The organism is Sorangium sp. So ce1504, assembly GCF_051521635.1.
Classification (GTDB): Bacteria; Myxococcota_A; Polyangia; order Polyangiales; family Polyangiaceae; genus Sorangium; species Sorangium cellulosum_B.
Genome location: NZ_CP150365.1, coordinates 5624310 through 5645055 on the forward strand (window position 1 = coordinate 5624310; position 20746 = coordinate 5645055).

At 70.7% G+C, this 20746-nt stretch carries 18 protein-coding genes; 5 read left to right on the plus strand and 13 right to left on the minus strand.

What is annotated here, in order from left to right; translation table 11 throughout:
• Nucleotides 1-18: 18 nt before the first annotated feature.
• A complete protein-coding gene (locus tag WMF39_RS21125; RefSeq protein ID WP_437747273.1) occupies nt 19-1338 on the plus strand; it encodes a pyruvate dehydrogenase complex dihydrolipoamide acetyltransferase in 1320 nt (439 codons plus the stop codon).
• A 1-nt stretch (nt 1339) separates the two neighbouring features.
• Here the strand turns inward: WMF39_RS21125 and fxsT are convergent, their stop codons facing one another.
• The 3 genes from fxsT to WMF39_RS21140 form a co-directional block, all read right to left on the minus strand.
• Nucleotides 1340-4210 carry an FxSxx-COOH system tetratricopeptide repeat protein gene (gene fxsT, locus WMF39_RS21130; RefSeq protein ID WP_437747274.1) on the minus strand — a complete coding sequence of 957 codons (2871 nt, stop codon included), beginning with the start codon at nt 4208-4210 and terminating at the stop codon, nt 1340-1342.
• Between the two features lie 144 nt (nt 4211-4354).
• Nucleotides 4355-5431: an ATP/GTP-binding protein gene (locus WMF39_RS21135; protein WP_437747275.1), complete on the minus strand. Its 1077-nt coding sequence runs from the start codon at nt 5429-5431 to the stop codon at nt 4355-4357.
• Nucleotides 5432-5457: 26 nt separating this feature from the next.
• Nucleotides 5458-6957 carry an SIR2 family protein gene (locus WMF39_RS21140; RefSeq protein ID WP_437747276.1) on the minus strand — a complete coding sequence of 500 codons (1500 nt, stop codon included), beginning with the start codon at nt 6955-6957 and terminating at the stop codon, nt 5458-5460.
• A gap of 238 nt (nt 6958-7195) precedes the next feature.
• Between WMF39_RS21140 and WMF39_RS21145 the strand changes: the two genes are divergently transcribed.
• Both WMF39_RS21145 and WMF39_RS21150 read left to right on the plus strand, forming a co-directional pair.
• Nucleotides 7196-8164, plus strand: coding sequence for a formylglycine-generating enzyme family protein (locus WMF39_RS21145; RefSeq protein WP_437747277.1), 969 nt, complete (start codon nt 7196-7198; stop codon nt 8162-8164).
• A 127-nt stretch (nt 8165-8291) separates the two neighbouring features.
• Nucleotides 8292-9236, plus strand: coding sequence for a metallophosphoesterase family protein (locus WMF39_RS21150; protein WP_437747278.1), 945 nt, complete (start codon nt 8292-8294; stop codon nt 9234-9236).
• A gap of 176 nt (nt 9237-9412) precedes the next feature.
• Here the strand turns inward: WMF39_RS21150 and WMF39_RS21155 are convergent, their stop codons facing one another.
• Entirely contained in the window at nt 9413-9619 is a 207-nt protein-coding gene (locus WMF39_RS21155; RefSeq protein ID WP_012236438.1) for a cold-shock protein, read from the minus strand.
• 921 nt (nt 9620-10540) lie between these two features.
• On the opposite strand from WMF39_RS21155, the gene WMF39_RS21160 reads away from it, so the two are divergent.
• Both WMF39_RS21160 and def read left to right on the plus strand, forming a co-directional pair.
• On the plus strand, nt 10541-12751 hold the full coding sequence (locus tag WMF39_RS21160; protein ID WP_437747279.1) for an ATPase, T2SS/T4P/T4SS family: 2211 nt from the start codon (nt 10541-10543) through the stop codon (nt 12749-12751).
• Nucleotides 12752-12866: 115 nt separating this feature from the next.
• Nucleotides 12867-13379 carry a peptide deformylase gene (gene def, locus WMF39_RS21165; RefSeq protein ID WP_272099591.1) on the plus strand — a complete coding sequence of 171 codons (513 nt, stop codon included), beginning with the start codon at nt 12867-12869 and terminating at the stop codon, nt 13377-13379.
• 18 nt (nt 13380-13397) lie between these two features.
• On the opposite strand, the gene ribD is transcribed toward def, so the two are convergent.
• The 9 genes from ribD to WMF39_RS21210 form a co-directional block, all read right to left on the minus strand.
• Complete coding sequence (ribD, locus tag WMF39_RS21170; RefSeq protein ID WP_437747280.1) at nt 13398-14543, minus strand: bifunctional diaminohydroxyphosphoribosylaminopyrimidine deaminase/5-amino-6-(5-phosphoribosylamino)uracil reductase RibD; 1146 nt, start codon at nt 14541-14543, stop codon at nt 13398-13400.
• A 16-nt stretch (nt 14544-14559) separates the two neighbouring features.
• Nucleotides 14560-15021, minus strand: a complete 462-nt coding sequence (gene nrdR / locus WMF39_RS21175) for a transcriptional regulator NrdR (protein WP_012236442.1) — start codon at nt 15019-15021, stop codon at nt 14560-14562.
• 24 nt (nt 15022-15045) lie between these two features.
• Nucleotides 15046-16290, minus strand: a complete 1245-nt coding sequence (fabF, locus tag WMF39_RS21180) for a beta-ketoacyl-ACP synthase II (protein WP_437747281.1) — start codon at nt 16288-16290, stop codon at nt 15046-15048.
• Nucleotides 16291-16417: 127 nt separating this feature from the next.
• Nucleotides 16418-16672, minus strand: a complete 255-nt coding sequence (acpP, locus tag WMF39_RS21185; RefSeq protein WP_012236444.1) for an acyl carrier protein — start codon at nt 16670-16672, stop codon at nt 16418-16420.
• A 146-nt stretch (nt 16673-16818) separates the two neighbouring features.
• Nucleotides 16819-17565 carry a 3-oxoacyl-ACP reductase family protein gene (locus WMF39_RS21190; RefSeq protein ID WP_437747282.1) on the minus strand — a complete coding sequence of 249 codons (747 nt, stop codon included), beginning with the start codon at nt 17563-17565 and terminating at the stop codon, nt 16819-16821.
• Nucleotides 17566-17571: 6 nt separating this feature from the next.
• Nucleotides 17572-18513, minus strand: coding sequence for an ACP S-malonyltransferase (gene fabD, locus WMF39_RS21195; RefSeq protein ID WP_437747283.1), 942 nt, complete (start codon nt 18511-18513; stop codon nt 17572-17574).
• Nucleotides 18514-18672: 159 nt separating this feature from the next.
• Nucleotides 18673-19668, minus strand: a complete 996-nt coding sequence (locus WMF39_RS21200) for a beta-ketoacyl-ACP synthase III (protein ID WP_437747284.1) — start codon at nt 19666-19668, stop codon at nt 18673-18675.
• Nucleotides 19669-19756: 88 nt separating this feature from the next.
• Entirely contained in the window at nt 19757-19951 is a 195-nt protein-coding gene (gene rpmF / locus WMF39_RS21205) for a 50S ribosomal protein L32 (RefSeq protein ID WP_012236448.1), read from the minus strand.
• Nucleotides 19952-19955: 4 nt separating this feature from the next.
• A complete protein-coding gene (locus WMF39_RS21210; RefSeq protein WP_437747285.1) occupies nt 19956-20687 on the minus strand; it encodes a YceD family protein in 732 nt (243 codons plus the stop codon).
• Between the last annotated feature and the right edge of the window lie 59 nt (nt 20688-20746).

The following is a 20746-nucleotide window of genomic DNA, read 5'->3' on the forward strand; positions in this document are numbered from 1 at the left end:
ATCAAGGTTGATAGACCCATGGCGAAGGTTCTGGAACTTCCGAAGCTGTCCCCGACCATGGAGGAGGGGCAGATCAGTGCCTGGCACAAGAAGGAAGGCGACGCGATCGACATCGACGATCTGCTCGCAGAGGTCGAGACCGACAAGGCGACCATGGAGTACAAGTCCTTCGATCGAGGGACGTTGCTCAAGATCCTCGTGCCTGCGGGCAGCGTGGTTCAGCTCGGCCAGCCTGTCGCGATCATCGGCACCCCGGGCGAGGACGTAAGCGCCCTCGCCGGCGGGAGCGGCGGCGCTGCCGCGGCGAAGCCGAGCGCGGCGGAGGCTCAGCCCAAGGGAGAGCGCGCCGCGCCGCCGGCCGGCGGCGACGCGCCCGTGACGAGCCCGCCGCCCGCGGCGCGCGGCGAGGCGGTCTCGCCGCCCACGCAGCCAGCCGCGCCGCAGCCGTCGTCGAACGGACGCGTGAAGGCGTCGCCCTACGTGCGGAAGCTCGGCCGAGAGCGCGGGCTCGACCTCAGCAGCGTCGCCGGCAGCGGTCCGCGCGGGCGCATCGTCGCGCGCGACCTCGAGGGGTTGAAGCCGGCGCCGGCCGCCGGGGCGGCCAAGGCGACCGCCCCCGGCGAGCTCGCTGCGCCGGAGGTGCGGCCGCTCAGCATGATGCGCAAGGCGATCGCCCGGCGCCTCACCGAGTCCAAGCAGACGGTCCCGCACTTCTACCTCTCGATCGACGTCGACGCCGATCCGCTGAACGCGCTTCGCGAGCAGATCAACGCGGATCTCGCGGCGACCGCCGCCGAGGGGGAGAAGCCGGCCAAGGTCAGCTTCAACGATCTCCTCGTCAAGGCGTGCGCCATCGCGCTCGTGCGCGTCCCGGAGTGCAACGCGCAGTTCACCCCGGACGCCATCCTCATTCACCAGCGCGTCGACATCTCGGTCGCGGTCGCCGTCCCTGAGGGCCTCGTCACGCCGGTGGTGCGCGACGTCGATCGCAAGCAGGTGCTCGACATCGCGGCCGAGGTGCGCGAGCTCGCCGGGCGAGCCAAGGCGAAGAAGCTGCGGCCCGAGGAGATGGCGAACGGCACGTTCTCGATCTCGAACCTCGGCATGTACGGGATCGACAACTTCGGCGCCGTCATCAACCCGCCCGAGGGAGCGATCCTCGCCGTGGGCCAGGTCCGTCGCGAGCCCGTCGTGCGCGGCGAGCAGATCGTGCCGGGCCGCCGCCTGAGCATGACGCTCTCCTGCGATCATCGCGTCGTCGATGGCGCGGTCGGCGCGACCTTCCTCAAGGTCCTGCGCCAGCTCCTGGAGCACCCGACGCAGATCCTGATCGGCTAGCTCAGGTCGCCTCGGCGCTGCTCCCCAGGGCGTCGCCGAGGCGCGCCAGGTTCCGCGAGAAGATCTGCACGGACGGGTGCGACGGCCCGAGCGCCTTCGTGGCGATCGCCACGGCGCGCTCGATCTGCTGCCACGCGCCCGACAGATCGCCGAGCGCCTGCAAGACGCGGCCGAGGTTGTTCACGATGCTCGCCACGACCGGGTGATCCGGACCGTACGTGGTTTGCGCGATGCCGAGCGCGCGCTCCAGCTGCTCGCGCGCCCCGGGCAGCTCGCCGAGCGCTTGCAGCACGCTGCCGAGGTTGTTGCAGCCGATCGCCACCGCCGGGTGGTCCGGGCCGTAGGTCGCCTCGGCGATCTTAAGCACGCGCGCGAAGTTCGCGCGCGCGCCCTCGAGATCGCCGAGGTCCCGCAGCACGCTGCCGAGGTTGTTGATGTCCCGCGCCACGTCCGGGTGATCCGGCCCGTAGGTGTCCTCGACGATCGCGAGCGCCCGCTCGAAGTCGGCGCGCGCCCCGGCCAGGTCTCCGAGATCGCGCAGCACGCGCCCGCGGTTGTTCAGCGCGAGCGCGAAGCGCGGGTGGTAGAGGCCGTAGCTGTGCTCATCGATCTTGAGCGCCTCCTCGAACTGCTCGCGCGCTCCCTTGAGGTCGCCGAGATCGTGGAGCAGCCGACCGAGGTTCGTGCGTCCGATCGCGACGGTCGGGTGGCCCGGACCGTAGGCGCGGATGTCGATCGCGAGCGCCCGCTCGAGGTGCACGCGCGCGCCCGCGAAGTCGCCGAGGTCGCGGAAGAGGGCGCCCAGGTTGTTGAGCCGTATCGCGACGCTCGGATCGTCGGGGCCGTACGTCGCCTCGTCGATGGCGAGGGCGCGCTCCAGGTGCTTGCGGGCGCCCGGCAGATCGCCCTGATCCATGAGCACGCTGCCGAGGTCGTTCACGTCGCGCGCGACGTCCGGGTGATCGGGGCCGAAGCTCGCGATGTCGATCGCCAGCGCGCGCTCCAGGTGCGCCCGCGCGCCGCCGAGATCGCCGAGGTCGTGGAGGACGCTGCCGAGGCTGCGCAGCACGGCCGCGACCTTCGGATCGTCGTGGCCGAACACCGCCTCGTGGAGCGCGAGCGCCCGCTCCAGGTACCCCTTCGCCTCCGCGAACGCGGCGCGCCCCTGCAGGTAGACGGCGAACCGGGCGAGGAGCCGCCCGCGCACCTCCCTCGCGACGTCGTGCGCTTCGGCCTGGCTCGCCGCGGCGAGCGCGTGCGGCAGCCATCGGGCGCAGAAGGGCCACGTCTCGACCTCGTCGCTGCTCTCGGGGAACGCGTGGTCGACGAGCCGTACCGCCGCCTCGGCCCACACCTTCCGGTCCTCGGGCGAGAGGCGATCGCGGACCACCGCCTGGACGAGCCGGTGCACGGAGAGCGCGCCTTCGTGCACGTCGATGAACGAGTAGCGGCGGAGCGCGGCGACCGCCTCGTCGAGCATCAGCGGATCGCTCAGCGCCTCGGCGAGCGCCGCCGGCAGGTGCGGCGCGGCGTCGGCGAGGCCCTCGCGCGGGATGTCATCGGGCGCCAGGTACGCGCACAGGCTCAAGAGGTCGACCGCGACGGGCGAGAGGCGCTGCGCCTCCTGGAACGCGAGGCCCCAGGTCGTGGCGATCGGCGTCGGGTAGTCCATCGGCATGCCGCGGAGCAGGAGCCCGCGCTGGTGATCACCGAAGGCGGCGTGGTAGGTCGCGATGGACGATCCCGTCTCCTTGATGGTCGCCGCCGCCTGCACCAGCGCGAGGGGGAGATCCCCGAGCGTCTCGGCGAGCTTCTCCGCGGCGCGCGCGTCGCTCTGCCCGGTCCGATCGAGCAGGAACTTCACCGAGTCGGCGCGATCGAGCGCCGGCACGGTGAGCGGGGTGGCGATGCCGCGGAAGCTCGGGTTCCGGGAGGTGATAACGATGTGCCCGGTGCGCGGGTGCGGGAGGTACGGGGCGACGTCCTGCGGGTCGTTCACGTTGTCGAAGATGAGGAGCCACCTGTCGTTGCGCGACAGCCACGACAGGGCCGCCTCGATCGCGATCCGCTGGTCGGCCTCGTTCTGCTCTGGCAGGTCGAGGGCCGCGGCGAGGCGCGCGAAGTCCTCGGCCGCCGTGGCCGGCTCCTCGGCGCGGATCCACCAGACGACGTTGTACTGGCTCGCGTACCGGTGCGCGTACTCGGCGACGAGCTGCGTCTTGCCGACGCCGCCGAGGCCGCTGATGGACTGCGTGAGCGCAGCGGGCCCCCCCGTGGTGAGCGTGCTCCGCAGCTCGCTCAGAAGCTGGTCGCGCCCGGTGAAGCCCGGGTTGCGCGGCGGCAGCTTCTTGATGTGAGGCTCCGCGTCGGGCGAGCTCGACGGCCTTCGAGCGGCCGGCCGTTGCGTCGGCGGCTCCGTCTCGCGGACGGCGCTCCGGATCCCCTTCGCGATCTCCGTGAACGCCTCGCTCTGGTTGGGGTAGCTCGTCACGGGCCGCGCGCGGCTGGGCAGCGGCTGCAGCTCGCCGAGCAGCGTCTTCTCCCAGGCGCAGGGCCGCAGGATCACGGGGATGACCCGGCACTCGCCGGCCTCGTGGCGAGCGATCGCCTCTCGCATCTCCGGAGAGAGCCACGCGTCGGTGGAGAGGAAATCCGCGCTCACGAGCAGCAGCACGACCCGCGCCTCGCGCAGCCTCGCCGCGGTCGCCTCTCGCCGCTCCCTCCCTCCGCCGAGCGCGAAGCCCTGGTAATTCCGGATGACCCCCTGCCGTTTCAGCGCGTCGAGGTGGGTCTCGATCTTGGGCCGCAGGTCCTCGTCCCTCGGAGAGTAGGAGAAGAACACATCGGCGGGGCTCGTCGCCAAGGCAACCATAGTTCCTCTCGCGGGCCTTAAAGTCTCACGACCGACCTGACGCGCAACGAGAATACGCGGTCGGAAAAGACCCAGGAAGAGACGGTAGTTGACGCTCTCGGATACATGCGGGTCGAACCTCCATCGTCTCGTGAGGGGCTTGCCTTACCCCGACTCCGGCTCCGTCCTACCTTCGCGCTCCTCTTCCGTGCTCGGGGAAATCCGGCCGGAAGCCTGAACGATGCGGCGCGCCGCATCCATCCATCGCCGCCGATCGTCCCGCCGCAGCTGGTTGCGGACGACGATCTTCACGAGGCGGTGGACGCTGAGCGCGTGCGGCCGCACCTCGATCAGCGAGTGCAGCCGCAGCATCGCGATGGCGTCGTCGAGCGCGAGCGGATCGTATTCGCTGAGCGACCGCCGAGGGATCGCGTCCATCGGCAGGAACGAGCACAAGCTGAGGAGCTCCGCCGCTGCCTGGTGGCTGAACACGGCCGCGAGCGAGCTCTCCCAGGCGGTCGCGACCGTCACCGGGAAGCTGACGGGGCGCTCCAGGAGCGCGGCCGGCCGCTGCCGGAACAGGGCGAGGTACTCCGCGAGCGGGCGTCCGGTCTCCTCGATGTAAGCGCCGGCCTGCGCCAGGGCGAGCGGCAAATCGCCGAGCTCCTCTGCGAGCGCGTCGGCCGACTCCGCGTCGGTCTCGCCCGTGCGCTGGAGCAGGAAGCGCACCGACTCGGCGCGCTCGATGCCGCGGACGTTCACCGTCGTGAGACCGCGCCAGATAGGGTTCTGCGACGTCGTGAGGATGTGGCCGCCGTGGGAGACGCTCGGGATGTAGGGCTCGACCTCGCTCGGGTCGCGCACGCCATCGAAGAGGAGGAGCCAGCGACCGCGGCGCCCGAGCTTGCTGCGCACCACGCCGACTGCGCGAGCGGGATCCAGTTGCTCGTGCTCGGGCAGCCTCAGCTCCGCGGCGAGCGTGACGAAAGAGGCGTCCATCGTCGCCTGGCTCTGACCGTCGATCAGGAAGACGGTGTCGTAGGCGCCGGCGTTGCGGTACGCGTACTCGATCGCGAGCTTGGTCTTGCCGGTGCCGCCGAGCCCGCAGAGCGGCGCCACGCCGCGCCTGGCGAGCGCGGCGCCGATCTCGGCGAGCAGATCGTCGCGCGCGGCCAGGTTCCGGCTGGTCGACGCGGGGACGCTCCAGATCCCGGGCGGCGGTGGCACCTCTGAATGGCTCACCGGCTGGGCGCCGGCGCTCGGTGAGCTCAGGAGGGGTTTTGGGTTAGCTGCTCGACCTGCTTTCGGATGCCCTTTGCGATGTCGGTGAACGCCTCGCTCTGGTTGACCCAGCTCGTCACCGGGCGCCCGCCCCGCGGCAAGCTGGCCAGCCTGCCGAAGGGCGCGCCCTCCCAGTCGCAGGCGTCGAGGATGACGGGGATGACGCGCGCCTCACCCCGTTCGTGGCGCTCGATCGCCTTCTGCATCTCGACGTCGTAGCAGAAGTCCGACGCGAGGAAGTCCGCGCTGATGAGCAGGAGGATGACCTTCGCGGTCTCGAGGTGCTCGGCCAGCGCCGTGTCGCGCTCCTCGCCAGCGCCGATCTCGCCGTCGTGCCAGCCGCGGATGACGCCCTTCCGCTTGAGGATGGTGAGGTGCGTCTCGAGCTTGTCGCGCAGCTCGCGGTTGCTCTCCGAGTACGAGAAGAACACCTCGATCGGGCTCGCCGGAGGCGCGGAGACGCGCTCGCGCCGCGACGCTTCGAGCGCCCCCGTCATCGTGACCGTGTCGTCGTACGGGGCCGAGTCCGGCGGGAGATCGTACAGCGCGCCGAGCGACGACGACGAGGGCGGGAGCTCGAGATCGGGGATCGGGGGCGGAAGGATCGAGCGACCGCGCGACGTGATCGCGCGCGGCCGGGGAGCGCACGTGCGCTCGAGGATCGCGAGCACCCGGTCGTGGCTGCCGTCGGGGGTGTCGTAAGGCAGGAGCAGGAACCCCATGTCCGCGAGCGTCTTGCGGCGGAGCGGCGTCAGGCTCGAGCCCGGGGCGATGACGAAGCGAGGCGGCGGCGAGGCCCCCGAGAGCGCGTGGATGTCCGTCAGCATCTCGTCGAAGTTCCCGTCGGCGCGTCCGAAGCCGATGAAGAGCACGGGGCACCGCGAGAGCACGGTCGTGAGCGACTTGCGCACGTCGGGCGGCGCGATCGACGCGAGGAAGCGCTCGCGCGCGAACACCCAGCTGTGCGGCTCCTTCAGCGTGCCGTGCAGCTTGAGGATGAACCGCCGCCGCCACGCGACCTCGTCGGTGACGCGCCACATGGTGTCCCACTCGAAGCCGAAGGCGCGCTCGAGCAGGTGGTTCAGGTTCGTGGTGAGCACGGCGCGCAGCTTGTCTCGCAGCGCGGCGATCGCGATCGCGATCCGCGGCGGATCGAGCCCCTCGTCGTCGAGCGCATCCTCGACGAACGCGTTGAACTCCGCTGGGCCGAGCGCCTGCTCCGCCGCGCCCAGCGCCTCGCTGTAGCGCTGCGATCGCGCGAGGGACGCGACCTCGGCGATCGCGACCTCGTCGCTGGTCTGCTCGCGCACCCTCTCGACGAGCAGGTCGACGAGCTGACGCCACGTCGGCAGCCCGGCCGCGGCCGAGATGCCTCCCCCCACGAAGAGCACGAGCTCTCCGCTCTCGAGCGCCTCATGCAGCGCTTCGATCACCGCGGCGTCGACCTCCGCGCTCACCGTGTTCGCGTTGTCCATAAGGGTTGACATCGAGCCCCTCGAGTCTATCGCTCCTCGGCGCGCAGCGCACTTTTGCGGCGCGTCGCGTGGTGCGCCTTCGCCGCGCGTCGCGCGACGCGCCGCAAAAGTGCGCCGCGCGGCGCAGGGTCGAACGCTCGACCAGGCGGCCCGCTGCGGTCATGACGTCCGAGACGACTGACCGCCGCATCGAGCGAAGTCGGAAGAGGCGGAAACAGTCCGCGAGGCTGGAGCATGCTACGTCTCCGACATGCGCCCGGCGGCCCTCTTCACGCTGGCGACGGTGGCCACGCTCGTCGCGTTCTCCCTGGCCGGCGTGGCCGCTCCACCACCCCGCGCGCGGCGCGCCCCGCGCCTCCCGGCGCGCTGCTCGGAGGCCGCGCTCCCGGCGGCCGCCGCTGGCGAGCGCGCGCGCTCGCCCGCGAGCGTCGTCGCGCTGCGCGCGCCCGGTCCGCCTGCCGTCCTCGTGCGCGCGGGGAGCTTCACGATGGGATCGAGCGAGGTCGAGATCGCGCACGCGGTGACGCTCTGCAAGCTCGAGCCGGCCGGTGAGCTGTGCGTCGACGAGACCGAGGCGAGCTTCGCGAACGAGCTCGTGCCCCACGAGGTGTACCTGTCGGATTTCTGGATCGACCGAACCGAGGTGACCGTCGCGAGCTACCGCCGGTGCGTCTCGGCCGGCGTCTGCGCCGAACCTCCGTACGCCTCCGGCGGGCAGCGCTTCGATCGGCCCGAGGTTCCGGTGGTTCTCGTCTCGTGGAGCGACGCGCAGCGCTACTGCGTCTGGGCCGGCGGTCGCCTGCCGACCGAGGCCGAATGGGAGCGGGCGGCGCGGGGCGTGGCCGGGCGCCGCTACCCCTGGGGTCATGTCTACAACCCATTCCACGCGAACCACGGGAGGCTGTCGTTCGACGAGCTCGACGACGGCGACGGCTTCCTCGAGCTCGCGCCCGTCGGCTCGCTCGTGGCCGGCCGCACCCCCGATGGCATCGACGACCTCGCCGGCAACGTCGAGGAGTGGGTCGCTGACTACTACCATCCCGAGTATCCAAGCGGCAGCGCGAAGAACCCGCGGGGGCCCGACATGGGGGAGGAGCGTGTGCTGCGCGGCGGCAGCTACATCCTGGGTCGGCCCTGGCTGCGTGGCGCCGCGCGGGGGCACGACTCGCCGACCAGCCGCCGCGCGTGGCGCGGCTTCCGCTGCGCGCGCGACGCCTGAGCCGCGGCGGGCGACGCTCGAGCCGAGGCGCGCGCGACGAGCGCTCGAGGAGCGCGGCGGTTGGCCGCTGCGCGGGCTGAGGCGCGCGGCGGTTGGCCGCCGCGCCGGAAGAGCCCATACTGCGCCCGTGAGGATCGCGCACCTCTCTGACCTGCACCTCCTCTCCCTCGAGGGGGCCTTCCCGTTCCGGCTCCTGAACAAGCGTCTCACGGGCTACCTCAACCTCCGCTTCCGGCGCCACGCCATCCACAAGCCGCACGCGGTGCACGCAGCGGCGCGGGAGATACGGCGGCTCGGCGTGGACCACGTCGTCATCACCGGCGATGTCTCGAACCTCGCGCTCGAACGAGAGTTCGTCCTGGTCCGCAACTTCTTGCAGAGCGATCTCGCTCTTCCGCCCGAGCGGGTGAGCATCGTCCCGGGGAACCACGACGCGTACACGAAGGGCGCGCACCGCTCGCAGCGCTTCTCTCAGTACTTCGCGCCGTACCTGCGCTCCGACATCGTCCTCGACGCGCCTGGCAAGAGCGGCGACGGTGGGGCCACCCGCGATGGCGGAGGCTCGGCGTTCCCCTTCGTGCACCTGCGCGGGCCCGTCGCGATCATCGGCCTCTCGACCGCCTGGCCGCGTCCCCCGCTGGTGGCATCGGGGCGGCTCGGCCCGGTCCAGCTGCGCGCGCTCGAGCGAGCGCTAGAACACCCGGAGGTGCGGCGGCGAACGCCGGTCGTGCTTCAGCACCACCCCTTCCATAACCCGGCGAGCCGGGCGAAGACCTTGCTGGAAGGCCTGGGTGATGCCGCGGCAGAGGGGCGGCTGCTGCGGCAGGTGCGCCGCGGCTTGCTGCTGCATGGGCACCTGCACCGGCGCATTCACCGCAAGCTGCACACCGAGCGGGGTCACATCGACGCCGTGGGCGCCACCAGCGCCTCGCTCCTTCACGACAGCGACGAACGGATGGCCGGGTTCAATGTCTACGAGATCGACGACGCGGGGACGATCGGGGGCATCACGTCGCACCGCTTCGTCCCGGGTCAAGACGCGTTCCGCGAGGTCCCGGTCCCCGAGCGATGAGCCCGCCGCGCGCTCGGCGCTCCGCCGAGCGCCCCACCGGAGCCGCGCGCAATCCATCCGCCGCACGCAGGACCGTCCAGGCGGGCGCGCGATGTTCGGGGCTCGGCAGTGCCGTGACTCGAGCGCAGCGGGGGCGCTGCGCGGGCAGTCCGGTGGGGCTCTGGTCAGGAGGAAAGTCAGGCGGTGGCGCGGATCACGTTGACCGCCTGCAGACCTTTGGGACCTTCTTTGATCTCAAATTCAACGGTCTCGTCCTCGAACAGACGACGGCGCCCCTCCCCGTTGATCTGCGAATAGTGAACGAAGACGTCGGGGCCAGTCTCTTGCTTGATGAAGCCCCAACCCTTCTCGTCGTTGAACCACTTAACCTTGCCAACTGCCATATTTCCTCCACTTCAGAGCTCGTCGATACCCGAGGCGCGCAGGCTGGCAGTCGGGAGGTGACCACGGCTGCGGTCCCTGATTCCGATGCGGGCTTGGCTGCATGCAGCAAACCCCCCTCGTAGACAGATCCAGCTTGCGCAGGGCGGCTGCCCAGCCGCTGGTTGATGTGCGTGCGCGGCGACTTCGACGATTCTCCCCGGTCCGAGCGGGCGCCAACGTAAACGGCTCGATGCGCCAAGGTCAAGCAGCGATGATGGTTCGGCGGGCGCTTGCGCGAGGCAGTACCGCTTCACCGGCAGTCTCCGGTTGCAGCAGCCTCCGATGAGAATTTCGCGTCGTACAGCGGATCCTGACGGCGAGTACACGATCACGCGCGGTGACGGCGCGCCGTAGGGTGCGAAGCAGAATTCGCGCAACCGTCAAGATTTGCGCTTTTATCGAAGAACTTTGTCCTTCGGCCCGCGCAGGGCGTCGTGGTCCGTGAGGGCTTCGCCATGTCACGCAGCGAGCCTCGCGCGTCGGGCAGCGATCTCCTGGCCTCCGCCGCAATGGCGCGGCGACTCGGGCGCGCTCCTCGTGCTGCGCGCGTCGTGGGAGCGAGCGACGCAGCGCGCTCCGGGCGCTCTCCGAGCGCGGGCCAGGCGCTTGCGGAGCTTTTGCCGAGAACATCGATCGAGCGTTGCAGCGGAGCAGGCGACCTGCTCGGAGGACATCACGCACCTGGCGGCGCCGGCTCAGCCTGTTCGCCGACGTTCCCCCTGCGCGCTGGCGCGACAGCTCGGCGGATCGATCCCCGGACCGGCATCGCGCGCTCGACCTGCACCGCGCCCGGTGCGTGCGCTCAGGGGGCGTGGGCGGCGCAGTCCCGGGCTCGAGCCCGCTCGCCGCCCGGGAGCAGGAATCGAAGGCATCTCGTTGACATGTCTGTTCGAGCTTGCTCGTATGGCGTGGCGAGGGCATCGGGTCTCACCTCCGCCCTGGCCCCGCGAGGCGACGAGATGTTCTCGGTGATCATCAGCGAGAAAGGGGGCGCGGAGCGCCGCGAAACCTTCGACCGGACAGAGATCAACGTCGGCCGCGTGCAGGGCAACGACCTGATGCTGCCGAAGGGCAACGTGTCGAAGCGACACGCTCGGCTGCTCTTCCGCGACGGGCGCTTCATCGTCACCGATCTCAAGAGCACGAACGGCACGTACGTCAACGGCCGGAAGATCGCTCAGGCGACGATCGTTCGCGAAGGCGACAAGATCTACATCGGCGACTTCGTGCTGCGGATCGAGACGGCGGCGGCCGGGACGGCCCCTCCGGACAGCACGGCGCCTCCGCGCGCGCCGGAAGAGATGTCCGGCGAGCCGGGACCTCTGCCCGATCGCGGGCCGCCGCCGTCCGCCGAGAAAGGGCTGCACCGGTCGGCGCCGTTGCCGCTGATCAACGAGAGGGGCGAGCCGTCGCGCACCAGCCAGGGCGTGATCAGCCACTTCCCCCTCGAGAACGATCCGGACGAGTCGGTCGACGCGGCCGCGGCCATCCCCGTCCCCGGTCCGCCGCGCATCCCCTCGCCTCGTCCGCCGCTCACGCCGGGCTCGCAGGGCGGTGCGTCCGTCCCGCCGCTGCCTGCGCACCCGGCGATGACCACCGCACCGCCGGCGCGCGACGGCCGCGCCGTCAACGCCGCCACCCCGCCCCCACAGGCGCCGCGCCCGTACGCGACCGCGACCCCGCTGCCTGCACAGAGCACAACGAGCACCGCCGCGGTGTCGCCGCAGGGCGCCTCGAACGTCGCCGTCCATCCGAGCGTGGTCCCCATCCCGAGCCGGCGCGCCATCCCGCCCGTCTCGGATCGGGTCGACCGGGGACAGGGCGACTCGGCGCATGCCGTGGCGCACCGCCGGGCGCTCGGGCGCCTCATGGAGCGGCTCGCCGACCTGGTCGACCTCACGCCGCTCGACAGCGGCGCGCCGCCGGACAGCGCGCTCGCCCAGCGCATCGCGCAGGCGAGCGCCGCGGGCGCGGAGGCGCTGCGCGCGGCGGGCGAGCTCCCCCCCGAGGTCGACGTCGAGGCGCTCGTGGCCGACGCGCAGCGGGAGCTCCTCTCGCTCGGTCCGCTCGACCGCTTGCTCGAAGACGCCGAGGTGAGCGAGATCCAGGTGTTCCGCTACGACCACGTGATCGCGATGCACGGGCGCAGGCGCGTCATCGCGGAGGTCGGGTTCAGCAGCGAGCGCGCGGTCGGCCGGGCCATCCGCCGGCTCTGCATGGCGGCCGGCCAGCCGATCGAGGCGGGCGCGAGCTTCGTCGAGCGGACCCTGCCGAAGGGGCGCCGCCTGTTCGCGGTGCTGCCGCCGGCCGCGACCTCCACCCTGGTGATCCGGAAGCCGCAGCGCCCCGACGTCACGCTGGACGACCTGGTGCGCAACGGGACGATCTCGCGCGCGATGGCCGGGCTGCTCGCCCAGTGCGTGCTCGGTCGCGGCAACCTCCTCGTCACCGGGACGCGGGACGCCGGGACGGGCTGGCTGCTCGGCGCGCTCGCTGCCGCGGCGCAGCCCGACGACCGGTTCGTGGTGCTCCAGGAGGAGGACGAGCTCGCCCTCGATCAGCCGAACACGCTGTCCATCGCGCTCGGGGCCACGACGGACGAACGCACCCGGGCCGTGCGGGCGGCCGTACGCATCCGGCCGGAGCGGGTCGCGGTGAGCTCGTTCTCGGGCCACGTCGCGGCCGAAGTCGTGGACGCCATCGGCGGCGGCATGGACGGCGTGCTCGCGGCCTCCCGCGCGCCGACGTTGCGGCAAGCAGTGACGAGGCTCCCCGCCGACATCGCCGCGACCCGCCCCGGGATCACGCCGGAGACGGCGCGCGAGTGGCTCGCCTCGTCCTTCGACCTCGCGATCGAGATCGCGCTGCTCCGCGACGGTCGCCACCGGGTGCTCCGCATTGCGGAGCTCGGGGTGGAGGGCGGGCAGATCGCCATTCGCGACGTCTTCACGTTCGTGGTCGAGCGGACGGCCGCCGGCGGCGCGCTCGAGGGGACGTTTCACCCCTCCGGGCTGGTGCCGGACATCGTGGAAGATCTTCAGTCCCGCGGGGTCAGCGTCGATACGTCGACCTCGTTCCGGCGAAATCGCTAGCGGCTGTCCGCGCGAAGGCTGGCCAGCGTGGCCAGCGCGAGGCACGCGCAACCCACGAGATGAGAGCGTCTTGACGGGCGCCAGCTAGGAACGGAGGTTATGATGCTCAGTAGCCATGGCCATCCGCACCATCCTCCACTATCCCGACCCGCGCCTGCGTCAGAAGGCACAGCCGGTCGGGGACATCACGCCCGAAATCACGAAGCTTATCGACGACATGGCCGAGACCATGTACGCGGCGCCCGGCGTCGGCCTTGCGGCCACGCAGATCGGGGAGCCACACCGCGTCTTCCTCGTTGACATCGCCGCGGACAACGAGCCGAGCAACCTCCTCGTGTTCATCAACCCGGAGATCGTGCGGCAAGAGGGGCAGCTGACCGGCCCCGAAGGGTGCCTCTCGTTCCCTGGCATCAGCGAGGACATCAAGCGGGCCGAGCGCGTCACCGTCCGCGCCCGCGGGCGTGACGGCGCGACGTTCGAGATCGCGGCCGACGGCCTGCTCGCCGTGGCCGTCCAGCATGAGCTCGATCACCTCGACGGCGTGCTGATGATCGACCGGATGGGCACGCTCAAGAAGCGCATCGTCCAGCGGAAGATGCAGAAGCGCGGCGCAGAAGCCGCGAGCTGACCTGCCCGGGCGCGCCGATCAGCTGCGCGCCGGGAAGGCGAGCGGGCCGCTGACGTACGCGTCGCGACCGCAGAGCTCCCAGCGTGGATCGACGATCCGGGGCGCGTCGCCTGGCGTGTCCGGACCCGCCCAGTCGACCGCGCCCGGCCGGCCGCGGGGGCCGAGCAGGATCGGAGCGACGAAGGCGTGCAGCTCGTCGGGCAGGCGCGACGCGAGCAGGCTGCCGGCGAGCTCGGCGCCACCTTCGACCAGGATGGAGACGATCCCCTGCGAGGCGCAGAGGCGCATCGCGGCGGTCACGTCGACCCGGCCCTCGGCCGAGGTTGGCGCGCGCAGGACGACGCAGCCAGCGTCGACGAGCACCTGCTCCGCCTCCTCGGGCGCGTCGGCGCCCGTGAGCACCCACGTCGGCACCTCCCGCGCCGTCTGGGCGAGGCGCGTGTGGAGCGGCAGCCTGAGCCGCGTGTCGAAGACGAGCCGGATGGGGCTCCGCCCCCCGGGCGCGAGCGCAGACTCGCGCAGGGTGAGCCGAGGGTCGTCGGCGAGCGCCGTGCCGATCCCGATCGCCACCGCGTCGTGCCGCGAGCGGAGCTCCTGGACCTTGGCGCGCGCCTCGGGGCCGGTGACCCACTTCGAGGCGCCTGTGCGGGTCGCGATGCGACCGTCCAGCGACAGGGCGAGCTTGAGCGCGATGTGGGGGATGCCTGTCGTGATGAACTTGGTCCAGGGCGCGATCAGCGCGCGAGCCTCGGCGCCGGCGACGCCGAGCTCCACGGCGAGCCCGGCGTCGCTGAGCCGCTGCGCCCCGCCGCCGACCACCGCGGGGTTCGGATCGGGCGCGCCGACGACGACGCGCTTGATGCCGGCGCTCAGAACCGCGTCCACGCAGGGCGGCGTGCGCCCCTCGTGGTTGCAGGGCTCCAGCGTCACGTAGAGCGTCCCTCCGCGCGCCGCGTCGCCGGCGGCCGCGAGCGCCAGCCCCTCGGCGTGCTCCTCACCAGCGCGCGCGTGGTGCGCGACGGCGACGACCTCCCCCGCGGCGTTCAGCACCACCGCGCCGACCGGGGGGTTCGGCGACGGCATCGCCTTGTGCGCCTCCTCGATGGCGAGGCGCATCATCGCGGCGTCGAGCTCGGGATCGGGGATGGGGGGCTTCGCAGACATCGAAGTGCCGGATCTACTAGGGCGCCTTGGCCTTCACAAGCTTGCCAAGCTCGACCATGAACTGGTCAATGTCCCGAAAGGAACGATAAACGCTCGCGAACCGGACATAGGCGACCTCATCGAGGGTACGCAGGTGGTTCATCACCCGCTCGCCCAGCTCGGTCGATAAGATCTCCCGCCGCTCGGACTCCTGCGCCTCGCGCTCGATCGCGTCGGCGATGGCCTCGATCTGGTCGGTGGACACGGGCCGCTTGTTGCATGCGATCCGGAGCCCTCGCACGAGCTTCTGTCGGTCGAACGACTCGCGCCTACCGTCCTTCTTGACGACCGTCGGCAGGATGTCCTCGACGCGCTCGTACGTCGTGAAGCGGCGCTCGCACGAGGCGCACTCGCGCCGACGCCGGATCACCTCACCCGCGCCGCCAGCGCGGGAGTCGATGACCCGGTCCTCGAGATGGCCGCAAAATGGGCACTTCATCGAGCCATCCAGCGCGGCGCGCGATCAGCCGTCAAACTGGGAGAAGACGAGCGACACGTTGGTGCCACCGAAGCCGAAGGAGTTCGACATCACGTGCTTCAGGCGGCGCTCGCGAGAGGTGAACGGGACGTAGTCGAGGGTGCACTCAGGATCGGGATCGTCCAGGTTGAGCGTCGGCGGCACCGCGCCGTGGCGCAGCGCGAGGGCGCAGACCGCCGCCTCGACCCCACCTGCGCCCCCGAGCAGGTGGCCCATCGCGGACTTCGTCGAGCTAACCCAGAGGCGCTTCGACGCCGCGTGATCGCCGAAGGTCTTGAGGATCGCCCGGGTCTCCTCGATGTCCCCTTGCGGAGTCGAGGTGCCGTGAGCGTTGATGTAGTCGATCGCGTCCGGCGCGAGCTTGGCGTCTTCGAGTGCCATCTTCATCGCTCGCTGCGCCCCGGCGCCGTCGGGCGCCGGCTTCGTGATGTGGTACGCGTCGCACGAGGCGCCGTACCCGACGACCTCTGCGTAGATCTTCGCGCCGCGCTTCTTCGCGTGGGAGAGCGACTCGAGCAGCAGCGACCCGGCGCCCTCAGAGCAGACGAAGCCGTCGCGCCCCTTGTCCCAGGGGCGACTCGCCCGCTGCGGCTCGTCGTTGCGCCTCGAGAGGGCGAACATCGCGCAGAAGCCGCCGATGCCGAGGCCGGTGATCGTCGCCTCCGCGCCGCCCGTGAGCATGATGTGCGAGCGACCCCGGCGGATCCACTCGAACGCCTCGCCGAGCGAGTGCGCGCTCGACGAGCATGCGCTCGTGTTGCAGTAGCTCGCGCCCCGCAGATCGAGCGCCAGCGCCACCTGCCCTGCAGCGAGGTTGGCGATGACCGTCGGGATGAAGTACGGGCTGACCTTGTGGGGGCCCTTCTCGTGCAGCGTGATCGAGTGCTGGAACAGGTATTCGAGGCCCCCGAGACCGACACCGATGAACGTGCCGCACTGATCGCGGTCCTCGTCGGTGAGCTCGATCCCCGCGTCCTGCATGCACATCTGCGAGGCGGCGATGGAAAGGTGGGCGAAGCGGCCCATCTCCTTCACCTTCTTCTTGGGGATGTACTCCTCGGGCACGAAGCCCTTCACCTCGCCGGCGAAGCGCGTAGGAAACGTGCTCGCGTCGAAGAGGGTGATGGGCGCGATACCAGACTGACCAGCCAGCAAAGATTGCCAGGTGGCCTGGGTGCCGAGGCCATTGGGCGTGACGAGCCCGATACCGGTGATGACAACGCGTTCCATGGCTCTTCTTGCCCTAGCGCCACCACAGAGGTGAGAGCGCGTGCATCGGCGAAGAGCAGAGCCTTCGCTGGCTCACGCGCCAACCCACCTCCATGGTGACGCCGCGTCCGGTAGGGCGGTGGGGACGCTACTTCTTGTCCTTGGCATTCCTTTCGATGTAGTCAATCGCGTCCTGGACAGTCCGGATCTTCTCCGTGTCCTCGTCCGGAATGTCGATCTCGAACGCCTCCTCAAACGCGAGGACAAGCTCCACCAGGCCCAGCGAATCGGCGCCCAGATCGTCGATGAAACTCGCCTCAGGCTTGATGTCCTTCTCGTCGACGTCGAGCTGTTCCTTGATGATCCGCTTTACTTCGGCCGTGATGTCGCGACCTTCAGCCATGGTATTCCTCCCGGGAAAACGGAACCCCTAGTAGCCCATCGCCATCAGCGTTGCACCATCGAATTACCTGCGACCGCTTTTTTCGTGTGCGCCTGGTTTGCCGCTGTGCGTGACGCCTGGCAGCCGGGGTCCTCAAGCCAGCGCTCTCACACGTACATCCCGCCGTTGACGCGCAGCGTCTCGCCCGTCACGTAGCTCGCCTCGTCGGAGCATAGGAATGCGATCGCCGCGGCGACCTCCTCTGCTCGGCCCGTGCGCCCGAGCGGGACCATCCTCGTCAGCCCCTCTTTCATCTCCGCGCTGATCGTCGTCGTCATGTCGGTGTCGATGAACCCGGGCGCCACGGCGTTGACCGTGATGCCGCGCCCCGCGTACTCGCGGGCGAGCGACTTCGTCACGCCGAGCAGGGCCGCCTTCGTCGCGGCATACGCCGCCTGGCCGACGTTGCCCATCTCCGCCACAACGCTGGAGAGGAAGACGATGCGGCCTGTGCGCGCGCGCATCATGACCTTGGTCGCCGCGCGCGCGGACGCGATCGAGCCCTTCACGTTCACGGCGAAGAGGCGATCGAGGTCTTCCTCCTTGATCCGCAGGAGCAGGCCGTCGATCGCAATCCCCGCGTTCGCGACGAGGATGTCCAGCCGGCCAAGGCGCTTCGCCGCCTCGGCGATGGCGGCCTCGGTCGCCGGCATGTCCGCGACATCGAACCCGAGCGCCTCGGCCTTCCCGCCGCGCGCTGTGATCGCGTCGACGACCGCGCGCGCCTCGGCCTCTCCGCGCACGTAGTTGACGATCACGTGCGCGCCCTGCGCCGCGAGCGCCTCCGACGCAGCACGCCCGATCCCTCGCGATCCACCCGTGACGATCGCAACTTTGCCCGTAAGGTCGAACATCGATGCCTATGCCTCCGAAAGGAACGCGCTCACGCGCTCAATCCCTGCCATGTCGCTCACGCTGAGCACCTTGATCTGCTTCGTAATCCGCTTCACCAGCCCGGCCAGCACCTTGCCAGGGCCGATCTCGAGGGCGTGCGTCACGCCATCCTCTGCCATGCGCTCGATCGTCCGCATCCACTGCACGGTGCCATCGATCTGGCGCAGGAGGAGCGACCGCACCCGCTCCGGATCGGCGTTCGGCGCGGCGTCGACGTTCGCGATCACGGGGAAGGCGAGCGGCATCAGCTGCGTGCGCTCTAGCTCGGGACGCAAGCGTTCGGCCGCAGGCCGCATCAGCGCGCAGTGGAAGGGAGCGCTCACCTTGAGCGGGATGGCCTTGCCGCCGCGGGTGACGGCGAGCTCGCCCGCGCGCGCGACCGCGCCGGCGTGCCCGGCGATCACGATCTGCCCCGGCCCGTTGTAGTTCGCCGGAGCGACCACCTCGCCTTGCGCCGCCTCGGCGCAGATCGCGAGCACCACCTCCTGGTCGAGCGCGATGAGCGCCGCCATGGCCCCCTCGCCCGCCGGCACGGCCTCCTGCATGGCGCTGCCCCGGATCCGGCAGAGCCTTACCGCATCCTCGATCTCGAGCGCGCCGGCGGCGACCAGCGCGCTGTACTCGCCGAGCGAGTGGCCGGCCGCGTACAGCGGCGGATCGAGGTTGGGCAGGTGCTCGATGAGGGCCGCGGCCACGGCGCAGCTCGTCGCGACGATGGCGGGCTGGGTGTTGCTCGTCTGCGTCAGCGCCTCCATCGGCCCCTCGAAGCAAAGCCGCGAGATCGGCTCGCCGAGCGCCGCGTCCGCCCGCGCGAACGCGCCACGCGCAGCCGCCGAGACCTCCGCGAGGGCCTTGCCCATCCCCACCTCTTGCGCCCCTTGCCCTGGAAACAGCCAAGCGATTTTCACGTTTGCCCTCAATTCCAAGCCAGGGAGGCGGACGTCGTCCGTCCCCCGAACCACGTCATGCGGCCGGCGCGCGCGAGACTACCTCAGGCAGGATCGCCCGGCGAGCTCAAGCGAACGCGCAGACCTCGACCCCGACGCAGGCAGACGCGCATGGCCCGCTCACATCCGGATGACGGACGCGCCCCAGGAGATGCCAGCGCCGAGCGCGCAGAAGAGGACGTTTTGCCCCGGTTTGATGCGCCCGTCGCGCACCGCCTCGTCGAGGGCGATGGGGATCGATGCGCTCGACGTGTTGCCGTACTCCTCGATGTTGAGCACGAACCTCTCCAGAGGGAGGCTGAGACGCGCGGCGACCTGGCTGATGATCCGCAGGTTCGCCTGATGGGCGACGACCCAGTCCAGGTCGCCGGCCGCCATGCCCGCCGTGTCGAGCGCGATCAGCGAGGCGCTGGAGAGGTTCTTCACGGCGACCTTGAAGATGTCCTGCCCCACCATGTGGACCTTGTTGCGGCTCTGCTCGATGCCCTCGGGCGTCAGCGGCTCGGCCGTACCGCCGCCCGGGATGACCAGCGAGTTCGCGAGCGTGCCGTCGCTGAAGATCCGCGTCGAGATGATGCCCCTGCCGTCGCCCGACGCAGGCCCGAGCACGACCGCGCCAGCGCCGTCGCCGAACAGGACGCACGTCGTGCGATCCTTCCAGTTCAGGATGCGCGAGAGCAGCTCGACGCCGATCACGAGGACGTGCCGGGCCACACCGTTCGCGATGAACTGATCGGCGATCGTGAGGCCGTAGACGAAGCCGGCGCAGGCCGCCGAGATGTCGAACGCGGGGATCTCCTGAGCGCCGAGCTTCTGCTGCACGTACACGGCACAGGAGGGCATCGGGGTGTCGCCGCTGATCGTCCCGACGATGATCATGTCGAGGTCAGCCGCCGAGAGCCCGGCGGCGTCCAGCGCAGAGCGGCCGGCCGCAGCGGCCATGTCGCTCGTGAGCTCTCCCTCGGCAGCGATATGACGTCGACGAATCCCCGTTCGCTCGCTGATCCAGCTGTCCGAGGTGTCGACGATCTTCTCGAGATCGGTGTTGTGCACGACTCGGGCGGGCGCGTAGCTGCCCGTCCCGAGGATGCGGCTCCTCGGCTGCGGGGAGCTCATGCGACGGCCCCTCGCGCATCCGCGCGAGCCGGCGCCGCGCCCAGGTGCGCGGGCGCAGCGTTCGCGCGCGCCGGCGCACCCGCGCCCGTCATGAGGCCGCGGTCGCCTTGGTCGCCTTCGCCTTGCGCCCGTTGTAGTGCCCGCAGGCGCCACAGGCGCGGTGCGGGAGCCGGGCTTCCCCGCAGTTCTCGCAAGAGACGAGCTGGACGGGGGTCACCTTGTCGTGGTTGGCGCGCCGCATGTCGCGCTTGCTGGGGGTGGTTTTCCTCTTGGGGACGGCCACGGAACTACTCCTTCTTGGTCTTCTTCTTCGGTGTCCCGGCCTTGGCCGGGGGGGGCGATGCAGGTTGCGCGCGCCTGTCAGAGCCGCTGGGCTTCTGTCCAAGCTTCTCTCGGAGCGCGCTGAGCGGCGCGAGCCGCGGGTCGAGGCCTGGAGCGGCCTCATCCTCCTCCGCCGCCCCGCGGACGAGGGCCGAGGAGCCGCCTTCGCGGTCCTCTCGGGACGCGGCAGGACCGATACCCGGGCAAGCCTCCGAGCACAAGGGGAAGTTCGGCATCTCGAGGAGAATGGCCTCGCGGATGAACGGATCGAGCTCGACCGTCTCGCCGTCGTACGTGTCGACGTCGGCCTCGTCCGCCGTGAACTCGTACTCGGCCTCCTTGACCTTGCTCGCCCCAGGCTTCGCCGCGCCGTTGCGGGCAGCGCCGTCCCGCCGGTGGCCGTGACCGTGGCCGTCCGCCTTCGGGGCAGGACGCAAGAGGAGCGAGAGCTCGGCGTCAACGTCCAGCGTGGCAGGGGCAAGGCACCGCGCGCAGGGCGTGGCGACGGGCGCCTTGACGCGGCCGCGCACGACGATCTCGTTCCCCGTCCGCGAGAGGCGGGCCGAGAGGTGACCTGGCGCGCGCCCGGTGACGTCGGCGTCAGCGAGCGCCGCGTTCATCCAGTCGAGCGGCAGCGGCATGTCCAGCGAAATACCGGAGATGTCGATGTCATTGGCAGAGACGGCAAACTGGGACATGGGGTTCCGGGCCAGTGAAAGCGGAGCGTTTAGCGCGGGGTGCGTTGGCTCGCAAGAAC